At 73.2% G+C, this 16626-nt stretch carries 17 protein-coding genes; 7 read left to right on the forward strand and 10 right to left on the reverse strand.

What is annotated here, in order from left to right; all coding sequences use genetic code 11:
- From BJ983_RS21675 to BJ983_RS21690, 4 genes are all read right to left on the reverse strand, one after another.
- Nucleotides 1-831: an aldo/keto reductase gene (locus tag BJ983_RS21675; protein ID WP_179795714.1), complete on the reverse strand. Its 831-nt coding sequence runs from the start codon at nucleotides 829-831 to the stop codon at nucleotides 1-3.
- A gap of 56 nt (nucleotides 832-887) precedes the next feature.
- Complete coding sequence (asnB, locus tag BJ983_RS21680; protein WP_179795715.1) at nucleotides 888-2450, reverse strand: asparagine synthase (glutamine-hydrolyzing); 1563 nt, start codon at nucleotides 2448-2450, stop codon at nucleotides 888-890.
- 125 nt (nucleotides 2451-2575) lie between these two features.
- Entirely contained in the window at nucleotides 2576-3118 is a 543-nt protein-coding gene (locus BJ983_RS21685; RefSeq protein WP_246326441.1) for an NUDIX hydrolase, read from the reverse strand.
- A gap of 161 nt (nucleotides 3119-3279) precedes the next feature.
- The gene (locus tag BJ983_RS21690; RefSeq protein ID WP_179795716.1) at nucleotides 3280-3618 is read right to left on the reverse strand and encodes a DUF3024 domain-containing protein; all 339 of its coding nucleotides are present in this window, start codon (nucleotides 3616-3618) and stop codon (nucleotides 3280-3282) included.
- Between the two features lie 190 nt (nucleotides 3619-3808).
- On the opposite strand from BJ983_RS21690, the gene BJ983_RS21695 reads away from it, so the two are divergent.
- The 3 genes from BJ983_RS21695 (at nucleotide 3809) to BJ983_RS21705 (ending at nucleotide 5770) form a co-directional block, all read left to right on the forward strand.
- Entirely contained in the window at nucleotides 3809-4246 is a 438-nt protein-coding gene (locus BJ983_RS21695) for a hypothetical protein (RefSeq protein ID WP_179795717.1), read from the forward strand.
- Nucleotides 4247-4333: 87 nt separating this feature from the next.
- Nucleotides 4334-4897: a peroxidase-related enzyme gene (locus BJ983_RS21700; protein WP_179795718.1), complete on the forward strand. Its 564-nt coding sequence runs from the start codon at nucleotides 4334-4336 to the stop codon at nucleotides 4895-4897.
- Between the two features lie 15 nt (nucleotides 4898-4912).
- Complete coding sequence (locus tag BJ983_RS21705) at nucleotides 4913-5770, forward strand: NAD(P)-dependent oxidoreductase (RefSeq protein ID WP_179795719.1); 858 nt, start codon at nucleotides 4913-4915, stop codon at nucleotides 5768-5770.
- A gap of 149 nt (nucleotides 5771-5919) precedes the next feature.
- On the opposite strand, the gene BJ983_RS21710 is transcribed toward BJ983_RS21705, so the two are convergent.
- The 4 genes from BJ983_RS21710 to BJ983_RS21725 form a co-directional block, all read right to left on the reverse strand.
- Entirely contained in the window at nucleotides 5920-6930 is a 1011-nt protein-coding gene (locus BJ983_RS21710; RefSeq protein ID WP_179795720.1) for a glycoside hydrolase family 6 protein, read from the reverse strand.
- 184 nt (nucleotides 6931-7114) lie between these two features.
- Nucleotides 7115-10117, reverse strand: coding sequence for a glycosyltransferase family 2 protein (locus BJ983_RS30250; protein WP_218890400.1), 3003 nt, complete (start codon nucleotides 10115-10117; stop codon nucleotides 7115-7117).
- Between the two features lie 335 nt (nucleotides 10118-10452).
- Nucleotides 10453-11007: a YfcE family phosphodiesterase gene (locus tag BJ983_RS21720; protein ID WP_179795721.1), complete on the reverse strand. Its 555-nt coding sequence runs from the start codon at nucleotides 11005-11007 to the stop codon at nucleotides 10453-10455.
- Complete coding sequence (locus BJ983_RS21725) at nucleotides 11004-11387, reverse strand: SRPBCC family protein (RefSeq protein WP_343054291.1); 384 nt, start codon at nucleotides 11385-11387, stop codon at nucleotides 11004-11006. Before BJ983_RS21725 ends, BJ983_RS21720 begins: the two co-directional genes overlap by 4 nt.
- 95 nt (nucleotides 11388-11482) lie before the next feature.
- Between BJ983_RS21725 and BJ983_RS21730 the strand changes: the two genes are divergently transcribed.
- The gene (locus BJ983_RS21730) at nucleotides 11483-12802 is read left to right on the forward strand and encodes a cytochrome P450 (protein WP_179795723.1); all 1320 of its coding nucleotides are present in this window, start codon (nucleotides 11483-11485) and stop codon (nucleotides 12800-12802) included.
- Here the strand turns inward: BJ983_RS21730 and BJ983_RS21735 are convergent.
- Nucleotides 12792-13151, reverse strand: a complete 360-nt coding sequence (locus BJ983_RS21735; RefSeq protein WP_179795724.1) for a hypothetical protein — start codon at nucleotides 13149-13151, stop codon at nucleotides 12792-12794. The two genes, BJ983_RS21730 and BJ983_RS21735, sit on opposite strands and share 11 nt — an antisense overlap.
- 245 nt (nucleotides 13152-13396) lie before the next feature.
- Between BJ983_RS21735 and BJ983_RS21740 the strand changes: the two genes are divergently transcribed.
- Nucleotides 13397-14119, forward strand: a complete 723-nt coding sequence (locus tag BJ983_RS21740; RefSeq protein WP_179795725.1) for a DUF1707 SHOCT-like domain-containing protein — start codon at nucleotides 13397-13399, stop codon at nucleotides 14117-14119.
- Between the two features lie 7 nt (nucleotides 14120-14126).
- Here the strand turns inward: BJ983_RS21740 and BJ983_RS21745 are convergent, their stop codons facing one another.
- Nucleotides 14127-15371, reverse strand: coding sequence for an acyl-CoA dehydrogenase family protein (locus BJ983_RS21745; RefSeq protein WP_218890401.1), 1245 nt, complete (start codon nucleotides 15369-15371; stop codon nucleotides 14127-14129).
- A gap of 121 nt (nucleotides 15372-15492) precedes the next feature.
- Between BJ983_RS21745 and BJ983_RS21750 the strand changes: the two genes are divergently transcribed.
- Nucleotides 15493-16113, forward strand: coding sequence for a maleylpyruvate isomerase family mycothiol-dependent enzyme (locus BJ983_RS21750; protein ID WP_179795726.1), 621 nt, complete (start codon nucleotides 15493-15495; stop codon nucleotides 16111-16113).
- Nucleotides 16110-16604, forward strand: a complete 495-nt coding sequence (locus BJ983_RS21755; protein ID WP_179795727.1) for an HPP family protein — start codon at nucleotides 16110-16112, stop codon at nucleotides 16602-16604. Before BJ983_RS21750 ends, BJ983_RS21755 begins: the two co-directional genes overlap by 4 nt.
- Nucleotides 16605-16626: the final 22 nt, after the last annotated feature.

Below are 16626 nucleotides of genomic sequence, written 5' to 3' on the forward strand. Positions count from 1 at the left end.
CTAGCGGTCGAACTGGTCGGGGTCGGGGCCGATGCGCTCCGCACGCTCGAGCTCGCCGATCGCCGACATCTCCTCGTCGTTCAGCTCGAAGTCGAAGATGTCGAAGTTCTCCTGGATGCGCGACGGCGTCACCGACTTCGGGAAGACGATGTTGCCGAGCTGGATGTGCCAGCGCAGCGTCACCTGCGCACCGGTCTTGTCGTGCTTCTTCGCGATGCCCTCGATGGCGGGCTCGTCGATGACACCCTTGCCCTGACCAATTGGGCTCCACGCCTCGGTGGCGATCCCGTGCCGCTCGTCGAAGGAGCGCATGGCCAGCTGCTGCATGTGCGGGTGCAGCTCGATCTGGTTGACGGCGGGGACCGTCTCGGTCTCGGAGAAGAGCCGCTCCAGGTGGTGGTCCTGGAAGTTCGAGACGCCGATGGACTTCGTCTTGCCGTCCTTCACCGCCTCCTCGAAGCCCCGCCAGGTGTCGACGTAGAGGTCCTTGCCCGGCAGCGGCCAGTGGATCAGGTAGAGGTCCACGTAGTCGAGGCCGAGCTTCTGCAGACTCTCGTCGAGCGCCTTCTGCGAGTCCAGCCGCCCGTGGTTGGAGTTGTTGCACTTCGTCGTGACGAACAGTTCGTCCCGCCCGATCCCCGAGCTGCGGATCGCCTCGCCCACCTCGGCCTCGTTGCCGTACATCTGGGCGGTGTCGATGTGCCGGTAGCCGATCTCGAGGGCCTTCGCGACCGTCTCCGCGGTCTGCGACTGCTCGATCTGGAACACACCGAACCCGAGCTGCGGGATCGTCGCGCCACTGTTCAGCTCGATACCGGGGACGTCAGTCATACCCGGCGGATACCCAGGTCCGCCCGTCGTGGAACGGGCGGGCCCGGGTCCTCCGGTCAGGCTGTGGCGAACGCCCCGAGCGTGGCGTTGGGCTTGACGCCGGAGAACGACCGGTGCCACGTCCGGTAGTACGCGACCTCCTCGTCGCTGCGCAGTTCCCAGCCGTCCTCGACGACGGGAGGCTCGGCGCCCTGCGCGCCCTCCTTCGCCTTCTCCTTCTCGACGAGGCCGGCGAGCACCTCGCCCGCGCCGGAGCCGTCCCCGAACTGCTCCTTGCCGCGCCACAGGATGTCGTCGAGGACCATGTCCTGGAACGCCTCACGCAGCAGCTGCTTCTCGGTGCGGCCCTCCCCCATGAGCTTCCACTCGGCGGGGATCGCGAGCATCTCCTCCATCACCGTGGCGTCGAGGAACGGCACGCGGGCCTCGAGGCCGTAGTTCATAGTGGTGCGGTCGCAACGCTGCAGGTTCAGCTCGTGCAGCGTCTCGATCGAGCGGACCAGCTCGGCCTGCAGGGCGTCCGGCGTCGCGAACGCCGGGTCCTCGTGGACGTAGGAGTAGCCGGCGAACAGCTCGTCGGCGCCCTCCCCGGTGAGCACGACCTTGACGTGCTTCACCGCCTCGCGGGCCAGCAGCAGGTTCGGCACGGCCGAGCGCACGAGCGCCGGGTCGAAGTGCTCGATGACCGTGACCGCCTCGTCGAGGGCCTCCTCGAGGTCCGCCGCGGTCGGCACGATCTCGTGGTGGTCGGTGCCCAGGTACTCGGCGACCGCCCGCGCGGCGAGCAGGTCGGCGCTGGACTCCGTCCCGACGGCGAAGGTGGGCAGCTTCTCCCCCTTCTCCGCCGCGACCTGCGCGGCCACGGCCGCCACGATCGCCGAGTCGAGCCCGCCGGAGAGGAACACCCCGACCGGCACGTCGGACATCATGTGGCGGCGCACCGAGTCCGAGAGCACCGAGCGGATGTGCTCGAGCACCGAGTCGTCCCACTGCTTGTCCGGGGCGTAGCGCGCCGGGCGCACCTGCACCGGGACGGCGTCGGCGAAGCGCACCATCGTGCCCTCGGAGACGTCGCCGGACTCGGCCAGACCCGGGCTCCACACGTAGCCGGGCGGGAACGCCTCGACCATCGGCTGGTCGGCCTCGTCGAAGGCGCGCAGCTCGGAGGCGAACAGCGTGACGCCGGGCAGCTTCGCCCAGTACAGCGGCTTGATGCCGATCGGGTCGCGGGCGACGACGCCGTGCCCGTCGGTGTGCGCCATGGCGAGCGCGTACATGCCTCGCAGGTCGTGCAGCGCGGCCGAGCCGTCCCGCAGGACCAGGCGGAAGGCCGACTCGGTGTCCGAGTCGGTGGCGAACCGGACCTCCGAGAGCTGGTCGCGGATGTCGGCGTGGTTATAGATCTCGCCGTTGCCGACCACGTAGGCCGAGTCGGTCTCGTCGGCGATCGGCTGCTTGCCGCCGGTCACGTCCATGATCGAGAGTCGCTGGTGGCCGAGCCACGCACTCCCGAGCTGGACCCGCCCGGAGTCGTCCGGACCGCGGTGGTGGATCCGCGCGAGCATCCGCTCGCACTTCTCCGGGTCGATGTCACCGTACGCAGCAACGATTCCGCACACAGGCGCTCACGCTTCCTTCGTCAGGGTGCCTGACCACAGGTACACGAGGGAGCCCCGGAGCCGCATGGGAACGGGGTGCTCGTCACGCATCGTTAACGGTCAAGGCGCCCGATCACGACGTCGGCTCAGCGCCAGGCGAAGACCGGCTGCTCCAGACCGTCCACCCGGGTGGCCCGGTCGTGCAGGGCGACCTCCGTGAACTGGAGCATCACGGCCGCCGTCGGTGCGTGCACGCGGTGACCGACGATCGGGAGCTGCACCACCGGGCGGTCCGACTCCGGGATCTCCAGGTAGTACGGCTCGACGTCCAGCTCGTCGAGCGTCACGTGGTAGAGCCGCGCGACCTCGTCCGGCGAGGGCACCAGGCTCTCCAGGGCCACCCCCGTCGTCATGACGACGGGGGTGATGACGAAGCCCGAGCGGGTCGGGTAGTCGTCGAGCAGGCCGGCCACGTCGGACGGCCCGAGCCGCAGGCCCAGCTCCTCGTCCAGCTCGCGCAGTCCCGCCGTGACGGCGTCCTCACCCGGGTCCAGCGAGCCGCCCGGGAGGGCGAACTGCCCGGGGTGGTCGCGCAGCTTCGAGGTGCGGCGGGTGAGGAGCACGCCCGGCCCGCGCTGCGGGTCGTCGAGCAGCACGACGGCCACGGCCGCACGGCGCGGCGGGCGCATCGCGCCGTCCCGGGCGCGGACCTCGGGCAGCGAGGACGGGTCGACCCGACGTCGGGAACGGTGCGAGAACGCACCCACCCGGGCGGCGATCGTCGACGCGTCCGGGTGGCCCGTCGCTGCGCCGGTCCCGGAACTCTCCCCCGTCGCTCCGCTCGCCCGACTCACCCCCAGAAGATGCCGGTCGGGTCCGCGTCGACGATGTCGAGCAGCGGGGCCGGCGACGAGGCCTTCGTCTCGTCGGGGTAGCGGTGCCAGCGGCCGCCGGAGTCCGGCCAGAGCAGCACCCAGCGGGCGTCGGCCGCGTCGTAGCGCAGCTGCGCGATCGGGGCGGTGGACCACTCGGTGGCCAGCTCCGGGAAGACCGGTGCGCGGCGGCAGGACAGCGTGATGCGCCCGGCGCGCTCCGAGTACGAGATCTGCATCGAGTCGCGCTGCGACTCCGGCACCCGTCTCGTGCACCACCGGCGGACGATCGCGCGGTGCTCGTCGGTCACCTGCACACCCGGTCCCTCCTCGTCGCGCCGTGGGCTCCCTCCGGGGGTCACTGTGACACGGCCACCGGTCCCGGCGGGAGGGCGGACCCGCACCGTCACCCCCTCGTCGTCACCCGTCCGGCCCGACGGCGGGGCGAGCAGGTCCGGCTGACACCATCTCGAACGGGTCACGACGGCGACACGACAGGGGTGGCGGATGCGGGCACGTCGGGTGCTGGCGGGGTGCCTGCTGGCGGGCACGCTGCTGCTGGCCGGGTGCGGGGGCTCGGACGAGGCGGCGGCGCCCCCGGTCGACCCGGCCGTGAAGTCCTACTGCGACACCGTCGTCCGGGTGCAGGCCGAGCAGACGTCACCGCAGGCCGGGCAGGGCGGGGTGGCGGCCGCGAGCGCGGCCGCCCGCCAGCAGGTGGACGACCTCGTCGCGACCGCACCGCCGGAGCTCGCCGCCGACTGGCGCACGGTCTCCGACCTCACCGACCAGGCGCTCGGCTCCCTCGCGGCCACCCGCGGCGACCCGAACCGCATCGACCGCGCCCGGCTCGCGCAGCTCCAGGCCCGGTCCCAGCCCGCCGTCCAGCGCATCAAGGACGTCACCGCCGCCCGCTGCCACGTGGCCTTCCAGCCGTCGGCGTAGGCAGGTGCGCTCCGCGCCCGTGAGTACTTCTCCGTGTCCTGGCACGGAGAAGTACTCACAGGCCGGAGGCACCTAGGGTCTCGGGACATGGACGAGGTCAGCCGGTTCGGCGTCACGGAGCTCACCGATCTGCCCGACGACCTGCGGGAGCGGGTCGGCGCGATCGCGGAGAAGTCCGGCTTCGTGCCGAACATCTTCCGCGCGCTCGGTCGTCGACCCCGCGAGCTGCGGGCGTTCCTGGACTACCACGACGCTCTGATGGACTCGAACGACGGCCTGTCCAAGGCCGAGCGTGAGCTCGTCGTCGTGGCCACCTCCGGGGCCAACCACTGCACCTACTGCATCGTCGCCCACGGCGCGATCCTGCGGGTGCGCAGCAAGGACCCCTACCTCGCCGACGCCGTCGGCACGAACCCCTACGGCGCCGTGCTGACCGGCCGGCAGCGGGCGATCGTCGACCTCGCCCTCACCCTGGCCGTCGACTCCGCGAGCTTCACCGACGACGACGTCGACGCCGCCCGCGAGGCGGGGCTCTCGGACGACGAGATCTGGGACGTCGGGTCCATCGCGGCCCTGTTCGCGATGTCCAACCGGCTGGCCCACCTGACCGCTCTGCGCCCGAATGCGGAGTTCTTCACGATGGGCCGGTAGGGGTAACCGGCGTCCATGACTTCAGTAGCCGTCCTGGGCACCGGGATCATGGGCGCGGGCATGGCGCGCAGCCTGCTGCGCGAGGGCCTCGACGTCACCGTCTGGAACCGCAGCCCCGAGAAGGCGAAGCCTCTCGCCGACGACGGGGCCACCGTCGCCGACTCCGCCGCGGACGCCGTGGCGGGGGCCGACGTGGTGATCACAATGTTGTTCGACATCGAGCCGGTGCTCTCCGTCATGGCGGACGCCGCGGGTTCCCTGCGCGACGACGCGGTGTGGATGCAGGCGAGCACCGTCGGGATCGAGGGCACCCGCCGCGTCGGGGCGTTCGCCGCGGAGCACGGGATCGACGTGCTCGACGCCCCGGTGCTCGGCACCAAGGCCCCGGCCGAGAACGGCAAGCTCGTGATCCTGGCGTCCGGGCCGTCCGCCCTGCGGGACAGGGTCGCGTCGGCGTTCGACGCCATGGGCGCGCGGACCCAGTGGGTGAGCGAGACGCTCGGGGACGCCAGCAAGCTCAAGCTCGCCGTGAACGCATGGATCGGCGTGATGGTCAACGGCACCGCGCAGTCGATCGCGCTCGCCCGCGGCCTGGGCCTCGACCCGCAGCAGTTCCTCGACGCGGTGGACGGTCAGGCCGTCGACTCGCCGTACGTGCAGCTCAAGGGCAAGGCGATGATCACCGGCGACTACACGCCCTCGTTCGAGCTCGACGGCGTCATCAAGGACACCGACCTCATCCGCGACGCCCTCGCCGAGGCGGGCACGGCGACGACGCTGGCCGACGCGGTCGCCGACCGGCTCGCCGCCGCCTCGGCCCAGGGCCACGGCGCCGAGGACATGGCGGCCGTCGTCCACGGCTACGGCACCTGAGCCCCCACCCATGACAGGGAAGCGTCGTTGCTGTCGCTCGGTGACAGCAACGACGCTTCCCCGCCACGACCCCCGGACGACCGGAGGGCCCCCTCGCTCGAGTGGATCGAGCGAGGGGGCCCTCCGGCCGGGACGGGGTGGACCCGTCGTCAGGAACTCTTCGCGGCCTTGGCCAGGCCGAGTGCGTAGTCCGGCATCCAGTCGCCGGCCTTCGGGCCTCCGCGGCACTCACCGTCGGAGTCACCCGGCTCCTTGATCCACAGGAACGCGGCGACCCGGGGATCGCCGGTGCTGCGGGTCGGCGGGGTGCCGAGGGCGCGGCCGGGCGGGTTGCACCAGTTCTTGTCGTCGGAGCTGGTGTAGGGCCCGTTGCCGTTGCGGCTGGTGTCGATGACGAACTTCTTGCCGCCGACCGCGTCCGAGACCTTCTTGCCGTAGGACTCGACGGCGTCGGTCGACTGGAAGTTCGAGACGTTCAGCGCGAAGCCGGCCGCCTGGTCCACCCCGGACTTCCGCAGCCCGTCGGCGAGCTTGCCGGTGTCGGTGACGAAGCCCGGGTTGCCGGCGTCGATGTAGACCTCGGCGCCCGCCTGCGACAGCGTCTTCACGGCCCCGGCCAGCAGGGCCTCGCGGCCCTCCTGCTCGCCCTGGCCCTCGCAGTTGGTCAGCGTCTGGGGCAGCGCGTCGGGCTCGAGGATCACGATCGTCTTCGTCCCGCCGAGACCGGACGCGAAGTCGCTCACCCAGTTGCGGTAGTCACCGTCGTCCGACGCTCCGCCCTGCGAGTACAGCCCGCAGTCGCGGTTGGGGATGTTGTAGGCGACCAGCACGGCCGTCCGGCCCGCCGCCTTCGCCTGCCCGACGAGGCCCCGGACCTCGTCGGCGGTGTTGCCGTCGCTGCCGATCCACCGGGCGACCGGCTGCCGCGCGATCTTCTCCAGCTCCGTGGCGTCCGCGCTCCGGCCCTGGTTGCGCCACTCCTCGACCTGCTTGGCCGCGGTGGACGCCGGGTCCACCCAGAACTCCGAGGCCGCCGCCGGGACGATCGTCTGGGGCGACGCCGGCTCCTCGGAGGTGCCTCCGCCGGAACATCCGGCCAGCGTCAGTGCCGCGATCATCGCGAGCGCGCCCGAGGCGATGTGCCTCCGTCGTGCCGACATCCTGCCGAGCCACCCCCGGTGTCGTTCGTGGTCGTCGTCCTGCGGCGGACCGGTCGGGTCCGCGCCTCAGAGTCCCATCCGCACTGACGGGACCCGTCCGCACCCCGGTCACGCCCGAGGCACCATCTCGTGTTCGTGCGACGGGCCCGACCGGATCACCGCCGCGTGGACGGACCGGGACCGGTCAGCTCGCCTCGGTCTGCTCCGGCTGACGGACGCGACGGCGCCCGTCCTCGGGACGACCCGCCGGCGGTGCGACGGCCGCCAGGGCGACCACCCGCACCGCGACGGTCGACGCGTGGAGCGCACGCTCGCTCGTCGACAGGCCGTCGTCGGGTCCAGTGTCGCCGCCGCGGGGTGTGACCTCGGTGTGCCCGACGCCGTTGGCGCCGTTCGCGGAGGCGCCGTTCGCGGAGGTGCCGTTCGCGGCCGGGCCGTGGGCACCGTTCACCGGCGTCCCGTTGGCGGGGACCCCGTTGGCGGTCGCCCCGTTGGCGGCGGGCGCCTCGACCGGCGCGCCGTTGCGTCCGGTGCGCGCCGGGCGGCCGTCGGCCGACGTCCGCGACCGACGCTCGAGCGGCGTGATCTCGTTGCGGTGCACGGTCGCGGCCGGTTCGGACGCGGCCTGCTGCGTCGCGTCCGGGGTCGCTCCCGCGGCGGCCGGCCGGAGCCGGTGCGGCTCGGGACGGACCGGACGACCCGGCTCGGGACGCTGGTCCGGGCGCGGCTGATCGGGACGCGGCTGATCCGGACGCCGGTCGGGCCGGGGCTGCTCGGCCGCCGGACGCTCCGGGGTGGGGCGACCCGGCTGCGGGCCGGGGCGCGGCGCCGTCGTGCGGGGCACGGGCGTGGGGCGCTGGGCGGGCCCACCCGGACGCGGGGCCTGTCCGTTCCCGGGCTGACCGGCCGGACCGACCTGGCCCGGCTGACCGGCCTGACCCGGCTGACCGACCTGACCCGGCTGACCTGCCTGGCCGGGCTGACCCGGCTGGCCGCCGGCCGGACCCGACGTCGGGACGGGGCGCGGACGCTGTCCTGCCGGCGGGGGACCGGCATCGGCGGGTCGGTTCGGGCGCGGGCCCGGGCTCGGCGGACGCGGTCCGGAGGCCGGGACACCGACGGCCGGGGAGATCGGGGCCGGTCCGACCGCGGTCTCCGCGCCGGGCTCGCCCTGGCGGACCCAGCCGGCGGGCAGCGGACGGTAGCGCTCGCCCGCCACCTCGGTGCGCGGCCCGGCCTCGGCGCCGGAGCCGGCGCCGACACCGGCGGGCACCCCGCGGCGGTCGCCGGTCCGGATCCAGCCCTCGGGCAGCTTGCCCACCAGCGGCGAGCGGAACGGCGCGGAGGCGGGTCCCTCGGCGATCATGGCGTCGAGGGCCGCGCGCTGGAGCGACTCGGTGGTGATACCGGTGTGGCCGCTGGAGGTCCGGGCCGGCTCGGCGGTGATGACCGGCTGGCGGCCCACCACGCGCTCGACGATCCACAGCGCGGGCGGCGCGAGGCAGGCGCAGAGGGCCACGAACGGCCAGAGCAGCACCGCGGGCGTGGCGTAGCCCATGAAGATCGACGTGATGATCGCGCCGAGCAGCAGGACCGCCCACTGGAGGTGCCGGCGGAAGGTGAGGATGTGGTCCGCGCTGGACGACAGGCCCTTCGGCGTGACCACGAACTTCGCCGGCAGCCGCAGCAGCGTCGCGAGCAGCGAGGCCGCGAAGATCGGCGACGCGAAGATCGACATCAGCATGCCCTTGACGCCGGAGGAGCCCTCGGCCTCGTAGGGGCTGACGTTGTAGCGCCGGTTGCGCAGGTAGACCCAGAGCTGGAAGGCGGTCGCGTCGACGTAGAGGGCCAGCCAGAGCTGGACCGGGACGACGACACCCTGCACCCCGAGCGCGAGGAACAGGACCGCGTTGACCGCGCCGAGGATCCAGCCGATCGCCATCGACGGGTAGAACGTGGTGATCAGGATGTAGTGCAGGGCCCGGCCCGGCGAGAGCATCGGCAGCCGGCGCCAGAACTCGGTGAGCAGCACCTCGAAGGTGCCGCGGGACCAGCGCATCTGCTGGCTGAAGAAGTCGCCCCACGACGACGGGCCCTCGCCGACGGCGAGGACGTCGGGGGTGTACACCGACTTCCAGCGGGCCTTGGTCAGCGGGTTCCGGTTCACGTGGAACTTGAGGCCGGTCGCCATGTCCTCGGTGACCGAGTCGGAGAGCCCGCCGATGCCCTTGAGCGCGCTGATCCGCATGGCGTTGTTGGTGCCGACCAGCATCGCCGCGTTGTAGCGGTTGGCGGCGCGCTGGATCAGCGAGTGGAACGGGAACTGCTGGGACTCCGCGGCGCGCGTCACGAACGTCTCGTCGTTCGCGTAGCACTGCGGGCCGACGACGAAGGCGACGTCGGGGTCGCGGAAGTAGCCCAGGATGCGCTCGGCGTAGTTGGGCAGCGGCACGTGGTCCGGGTCGACGGACAGGAAGATCTCGTAGGAGTCCCCGTGCTCCGCGACCCAGGCGTTGTAGTTGCCGTGCTTCGTCTTCGCCTTGAAGGCGCCCTTCTTGCGGTTGTACTTCTCGATCCCCTTGCGGGTGAAGTGGTTGACGCCGAGCTCGCGGCACATCGCGCGGACCGCCGGGTCGTCGCCCTCGTCGAGGATCCAGACGTCGAGGATGCCCTGGTAGCGGATGCGCAGCGCGGCCTGCAGCGTGCCGCGGACGACGTCGATCGGTTCCTTGCTGGGGACGATCGTCGTCAGGAAGGCGACGCGCTGGTTCGCGACCGGCGGGACCGGGACCGGGTCCCGGGAGATGACCGAGGCCAGCGACAGCGAGAAGACGTTGATCAGCCGGAGGAGCTCCATCAGGCCGATCGAGCCGATGACCACCCAGTTCGCATAGGTCGCGAACGCCGGGGCGTTGATGTCGACCGGCGGCCGGTGCGACGGGTGGAGCAGCCAGAGGAAGAACAGGGCCTCGAACGCGAAGTTCAGGCCGGCGACGAGCAGCGAGCGCCAGACGCGCCCCTTGCCGTGGACGGCGTCCACACCGCGGTAGGACACGCGGTAGTCCGCGGGGTCCCCGTCCAGCTCCCGGACGGGTCCGGCGAGCTGCGAGAACTCCTGGATACGACGACCGACGACGAGCTCACTCTCGTCGACCTCGTCGGCAGGTCTCTCGGCTAGAAGCGTCATCGGCCGTTTCGTCTCGAAGGCAGGGGCTCGAGGAGGAATGGTGCTGGGGAGCGTTCCTGGAGTCCTCGTCGTCGTGGCGTTCGGCGTGGGCCCCGTGTCGGGAACCGTCGGCCGGTCGCCGTCCTCTCGTCTGGTCGTCCGCGTGCGGTCCGGTTGTGCGCTGCCCGCACCCCCGATGTCGGGAGAACGGTACGGGCATCACTGACCGTGCTCGTGAAGGGGGACGGTCCAGGGCGGCCGGACGTTGCTCCGGTGCCGTAAATCGGTGCACCGGTGCCGCCACACGCCGACCTGACACGCCGACCACGGCCGGCCGCCGTGACCACGAGTGATCGTCAGCGCGGCCGTCCGGGGCGCGGAGGCAGGTCGTGAAGGGTGATGGAGAGCGTTCCGTCGCTCACCGAACCCGACATGAACGTACAGAACGGTTGTCGACGGCGATCGGTGGGTGAACCTGGATTGAGCAGCCGCACCCCACCGGGCGTCGTGGACTCCCAGGGGATGTGGCTGTGGCCGAAGACGACCACGTCCGCGGGGTCGTCCGTGTCCGGACCGAACCAGGCGTCGCACCGACGCTCCCGCCCGCGCGCGTCCCCGGTCTCGTGCACCACGGCCAGCCGCAGACCCCCGACCGTCGCGCGCGCCACCTCGGGCATCCGGGCCCGGAGGTCGTCCCCGTCGTTGTTGCCCCAGCAGGCGAGCAGTTCCCGGGACCGGGCGGCGAACGCGTCGTGCGTGGCCACGTCGGTCCAGTCCCCCGCGTGCACCACCAGGTCCGCCGCGTCCACCGCCGCCCACACCTCGTCCGGGATCCACCGGGCGTGGGTGTCCGACACCAGGACCACGGCGGTTCCCCCGGTCGGGCTCGGCGGCGCCGCGTCCCCGGTCACGGCCGCACCAACGAGTGCAGGGCCACGAACGCGACCGGCGTGTACGGCGCGACGACGAGGGCGGGGCCGTCGGTGACGAGCCAGGTCCGCGAGCCGGCGCCGTCGGACTCGACACCGTGCTGCAGGACGAGCTGCACCGGGCCCACCCGCACCCGCCAGGTCCACGTCCGCGCCGTCTCGTCCACGGCGAGCACGGTGAACGGGACGTGCACCACCCCGGCGGCCCGGACCACGCCCTCGAGGCCCGGCACCAGTCGACGCGCGGGCGCGGTCACCCCGGTGATCTGCGGGGCCCAGCGCGGCCAGGCGTCGAGATCGGCGTAGCGCTCCCACGCCTCGTCGGCGGGCAGGGTGCCTCGGGCGGCCACGGTGGTGCGCACGGAGGCGGGTGTACCCGCCGCCGTGCCCGTGACTCCCGTGCGATGTGACCGCGGACGCGGACGCCGATCGGTACCGTCGCGTACCATCGCTCGGCATGATCCGGGACACGGTCCGTTGGGCGGCCACGCACGGGGTGATGCGGGCCGCGATCCGCCGTCAGGCCCGCCGCGGCAACGCCGACGCCGCGCTGCTCCTCGACCCCGAGCTGCAGGGCGACCCGTTCGCGCACTACGAGCGGCTCCGGGAGCACCGCCCGTTCGCCGAGGGCGCGTTCTCCCGCGTCACCGTCCATCACGACGTGTGCACCGAGGTGCTCCGCAGCGAGGACTTCGGGGTGGCGAACCGCGACGGCTCGATGCCCGCGCCGGTCCGGCTGGCCCTGCGTCTCGCCGGCCCGCCGCCGCACCCGGGTCCCATCGACCCGCCGTCGATGCTGGCGGTGGACGCCCCGGACCACACCCGGTACCGGCGGCTGGTCACCCGCGCGTTCACCGCGAAGCGGGTGGCGGCGCTGCGCGGGCGGACCGAGCAGATCGCCGACGAACTGCTCGACACGCTCGACGACGGGTCGGGGTCGGTCGACCTGGTCGCGCGCTACGCGAGCCTGCTCCCGGTCACGGTCATCTCGGAGATGCTCGGCGTGCCGACCTCGATGCGCGAGCAGTTCCTGGCCTGGGGCGACGGGGCGGCCGCCTCGCTGGACCTCGGGCTGCCGCGGGAGCAGTGGGCGACCGTGCAGGCCAACGTGGCCGCGCTGCACGACTGGATGAGCGGGCACCTGCGCCGGCTGCGCGCGGAGCCGGGCGACGACCTGCTCTCCTCGCTGGTCACCGCGGCCGACGACGACGGGTCCCGCCTGACCGAGCCGGAGCTGGCCAGCACCGCCCTGCTCGTGCTCGCGGCCGGGTTCGAGACGACGGTCAACCTCATCGGCAACGGCACCCGGCTGGTCCTCGACCATCCCGACCAGCGGGACCGGCTCGCCGCGGACCCCACGCTGTGGGCCAACGCGGTGGACGAGGTGCTGCGGGTGGAGTCACCGGTCTCCCGGACCGCGCGCTCGGCACGCCGCGACACCGTCGTGGCGGGGCAGGGGATCCCGGCCGGGTCGCTCGTGGTGACGGTGCTCGCCGCCGCGAACCGCGACCCCGAGGTCTTCACCGACCCGGACGCGTTCGACGTCGGGCGGGCGAACGCCCGTGACCACGTCGCCTTCTCCAACGGCATCCACTACTGCCTGGGGGCGGCTCTCGCCCGGATGGAGGGCGAGGTGGCGCTGCGGGCGCTGTTCGAGCGCTACCCGGGCCTCACGTCCGCCGGGGAGCCGGTCCGGCGCCGGACCCGCATCCTGCGCGGCTACGAGCACCTGCCGGTGACCACCGGGCACGCGGCGGGCCGACCCGTCACAGCGTGATCGGCAGCCCCAGGAGGGCGACGGCGGCCGGGGAGAGCGCCACGGTGCACGGGCGGCCCGGCGGCTGCGCGATGAGCCGCGCGAGGCCCGCCCGGACCAGGCGGTGCCCGGCGAACTGATCGGAGCACGGCCGCCCGTCGACGAGCAGGCCCTCGGCCGCGTCGGGGTTCATCGTGCACCGTCCGGCGGCGACCGCCATGAGGATCGCGCGGTCGCGGGGTGAGACGGCCTCCGGCACGTCCTCCGGGGGTCGGCGGGCCTCGGGCACGGCCGGTGGTGTCGCCGCGAGGGCCGGGTGCGGCGTCCGGACGGCGGGACGGCGGGGCCCGCGAGCGGCGGGAACGGTCACAGCGGTTCTCCTCGGGCGAGTGGGACCCTCCGGACGCCCACCTGTCGTTGGGCCGAACGGGTCATGCTCGCTCATCGCCGACACCGACGAGGGCGTTAGTCGATCGCCCGCAACCGTCACCGGTTCGTGTCGCTCGGCTCGTATCGCGCCGTCTACGGCGATCGCGAGAGAGCCCGAGACACCCCGATCGACCTCAGGGTCGGACCCCGAGGTGCCAGGGCGTCCCGCGCGGGACGCTGGTCGACATGAGCGAGCAGACCAGCACCGACGGCCCCACCCCCGACGTGACGGTGGCCCCACCGACTCCGGGCGACCCGCCGTCGGGAGAGCACCCGACGGGGGACCTGCCGCCCTCTCCCGCCGACCTCCCGGTCGACCACGACGACCGCGAGCACGTCGTCGGGCTGCTGCACGACGCCGTCACCCGCGGGCTCATCGACACCCTCGAGTTCGACCGGCGTTCCGGGCTCGCCATCACCGCGCGGACGCGGCGGGACCTGAACACCCTCGTCGTCGACCTGCCGCTCGACCACCCCGACCGCGCGCGGGCCCGCACCGAGGCCGAGTCCCGCGACCGCGGCCGCACCCCGCGCGACGCCTACGCGGGCGGTGACACCAGCGGCACCGTCGCCCTCCACGCCACCCTCGGGTCGGTGAAGCGCTCCGGCGCCTGGGCGGTACCGCGACGGATGGAGATCGACGGCTGGCTGGGCTCCGCGGAGCTGGACCTCACCCAGGCCGTGATCGACCACGACGTCGTCGAGATCGACGTCGACATGACGCTCGGCTCGGTGGAACTCCGCCTCCCCGAGACGGCGAGCGCCTCGCTGGAGGGCGTGAGCGCCACCGCCGGCAGCATCGAGGACAAGCGACGGAACGGGTCCGCCGCCGGTCGCCCGCACGTCGTGGTCACCGGCAGGGTGGCCTTCGGGTCGGTCGAGGTGAAGGGCCCGAAGTGGTGGCGGTGAGCCGGGCCTAGGTGAAGGCGCCGAGCCCGGTGATCTCCCGCCCGACGATCAGCGTCTGGATCGTCTCGGTGCCCTCGAAGGTGTGGACCGACTCGATGTCGGCCATGTGCCGCATGACGTGGTTGTCGAGCAGGATGCCGTTGCCGCCGAGCAGGTCCCGGGCCTCGGAGAGGATCCACCGTGCCTTCGAGGTGTTGTTCATCTTGGCGAGGCCGGCGATCGTGGGCGAGAGGTCGCCCTCCTCGGCGAGCTGGGCGATCTGCATGCAGTAGAGCTGCATGCCGGTCAGCTCCGCGAGCATCTTGACCAGCCGCTGCTGGACGATCTGCAGCGACGCCAGCGGCTTGCCGAACTGCGTGCGCTCGAGCGCGTAGCGCAGTGCGGCGTCGTAGCCGGCGGTCGCGTGCCCGAGCGCGATCCAGGCGCAGGTCCCGCGCGTGGTGGCGAGGACACGCCCGGTGTCCTTGAACGTCCGGGCCCCGGGGAGCCGGTCGGACTCCGGGACGCGGACGCCGTCGAGCCGGATGTCGGCCTGCCACACCGAGCGCATCGAGCCCTTGCGCGGGATGACACTGGCCTCGTAGCCCGGCGTCGTGGTGTCGACCACGAAGCCGTGGACGTCGCCGGACTCGGTGTTCCGGGCCCACACCACGGTGCGGTGGGCCACCGACCCGTTGCCGATCCAGCGCTTGCGACCGTCGAGGACCCACTCGTCGCCGTCCCGGCGCGCGGTGGTCTCCAGCGACACCGAGTCGGAGCCGTGGTCGGGCTCGGTGAGGCCGAACGCCCCGACCGTCTCCAGGCGGGCCATCCCCGGCAGGAACCGTGCCCGCTGTTCTTCGGAGCCGAGCATGTCGATGGCCTTCATGGCGAGCCCGGACTGGACCGCGTGGAACGTCGCGAGGCTGCCGTCGCCGCGCGCCAGCTCCATCGACACGAGCCCGCACGACAGCGGGTCGAGCCCCGGGCAGCCGTTGCCCTCGATGTCGTCGCCGACCACGCCGAGCTCCGGCAGGCGGTTGATCACGTCCCACGACATCTGCGCCGCGTCCCACGCCTCGGCGGCCACGGGCAGGACCTCGTGGTCGACGAACCGGCGGACCGCCATGAACGTGTCCCACTGCTGGGTGGTGAAGCGGTGGCGCACCGAGAAGTAGTCGGTGCCCCGGGCCTCGGTCAGCTGGTGCGGCGCGCCCGACGGGTCGGCCTCGAGGCCGCCGTCGGCCGGGGACTGTCCGATGTCGACGGCCATGGCACGTCCTTTCCTGACGACAGGTCGTGTCTCGTATGTGCCCGGCGTCACCCGTCGGAAACCCGGTCGTCGCCACCGGGTGCTCCTCCGCGCCGGCGGCCGGGCCCCTACGGTGCGCGGCGTGGAGGACATCCTGCGCGCCGAGCGTCTCACGGCGGTCCGACGGTTCCGGGCGCTCGACGACGAGGACTGGGAGCGGCCGAGCCTGTGCGCGGGCTGGCGGACCCGCGAGGTGCTCGCCCACATGATCACGCCGTTCGAGGTCTCGCTGCCGCGGATGGTCCTGTCGATGGTGCGCCACCGGGGCCCGTCCGGGGCCATGGACGCGTGGGCGCGCTCGCTCGGCGAGCGGGACACGGCGGAGCTGGTCGACGTGCTCGAGGCGAACGCCGGGTCGACCTTCCACGCGCCGGGGCTGCCGCTCGCGGCCTCGCTGACCGACGTCCTGGTCCACTCGGTGGACGTCCTGTGGGCGCTGGCGGGGTACGCGTCGGTCGACCACGTCGACCCCGCGCACGTGCGGCCGTCACTGGCGTTCCTGACCACGCCACGGGCTGTGGGGCCGTTCCTGCCCCGCGGCCGCCTCGACGGGGTGCGGCTGGAGGCCACGGACGTCGACCTCGCGCACGGGACGGGCGACGTGGTGGCCGGTCCCGCCCTCGCCCTGGTCGCCGGGGCGTGCGGCCGTGCGCCGGCGTACGACCTGCTCGACGGACCCGGTGTCGCCCGGTGGCGGGGATGAGGACACGCCTGCGCTCCGGGCTGCGGATCGGCCTCCCGGTCGGGCTGCTGCTCGCGGCGGTCGGCGCGGCGGGCCTGCTCTCGGGCGCGGGCGTGTGGCTCACCGCGACGCTCGGTCCGACCGCCTACCTGCTCGTCGCCCATCCCCGGGACGTCACCGCCCGCGCCCGCAACGCGATCGTCGGCCACGGCTCCGCTCTCGTCCTGGGCCTGCTCGCACTCGCCGTGTTCGGGCTGTGGAACGCGCCGTCGGTGGCGGTGACCCACCACGAGACCTGGGTCCAGATCGCGGCACAGGGCTGTGCGGTCGCGCTGACGCTGGTGGTGCTGACCGTCGCCGATGCCCACCACGCCCCGGCCGGCGCGACCGCCCTGCTCGTCAGTTCCGGCATCGCGGCGCCCGGACTCCCGCTGCTCGGACTCGTCGTCGGGCTGGTGATCGTGCTCGCCGTCGCCCCACTGCTGGCGCGCCTCGCGGGCCCCGTGCGCTGAACCGCGCCGGTGCGGCCGACCC

It is taken from the genome of Actinomycetospora corticicola, from assembly GCF_013409505.1.
Classification (GTDB): domain Bacteria; phylum Actinomycetota; class Actinomycetes; order Mycobacteriales; family Pseudonocardiaceae; genus Actinomycetospora; species Actinomycetospora corticicola.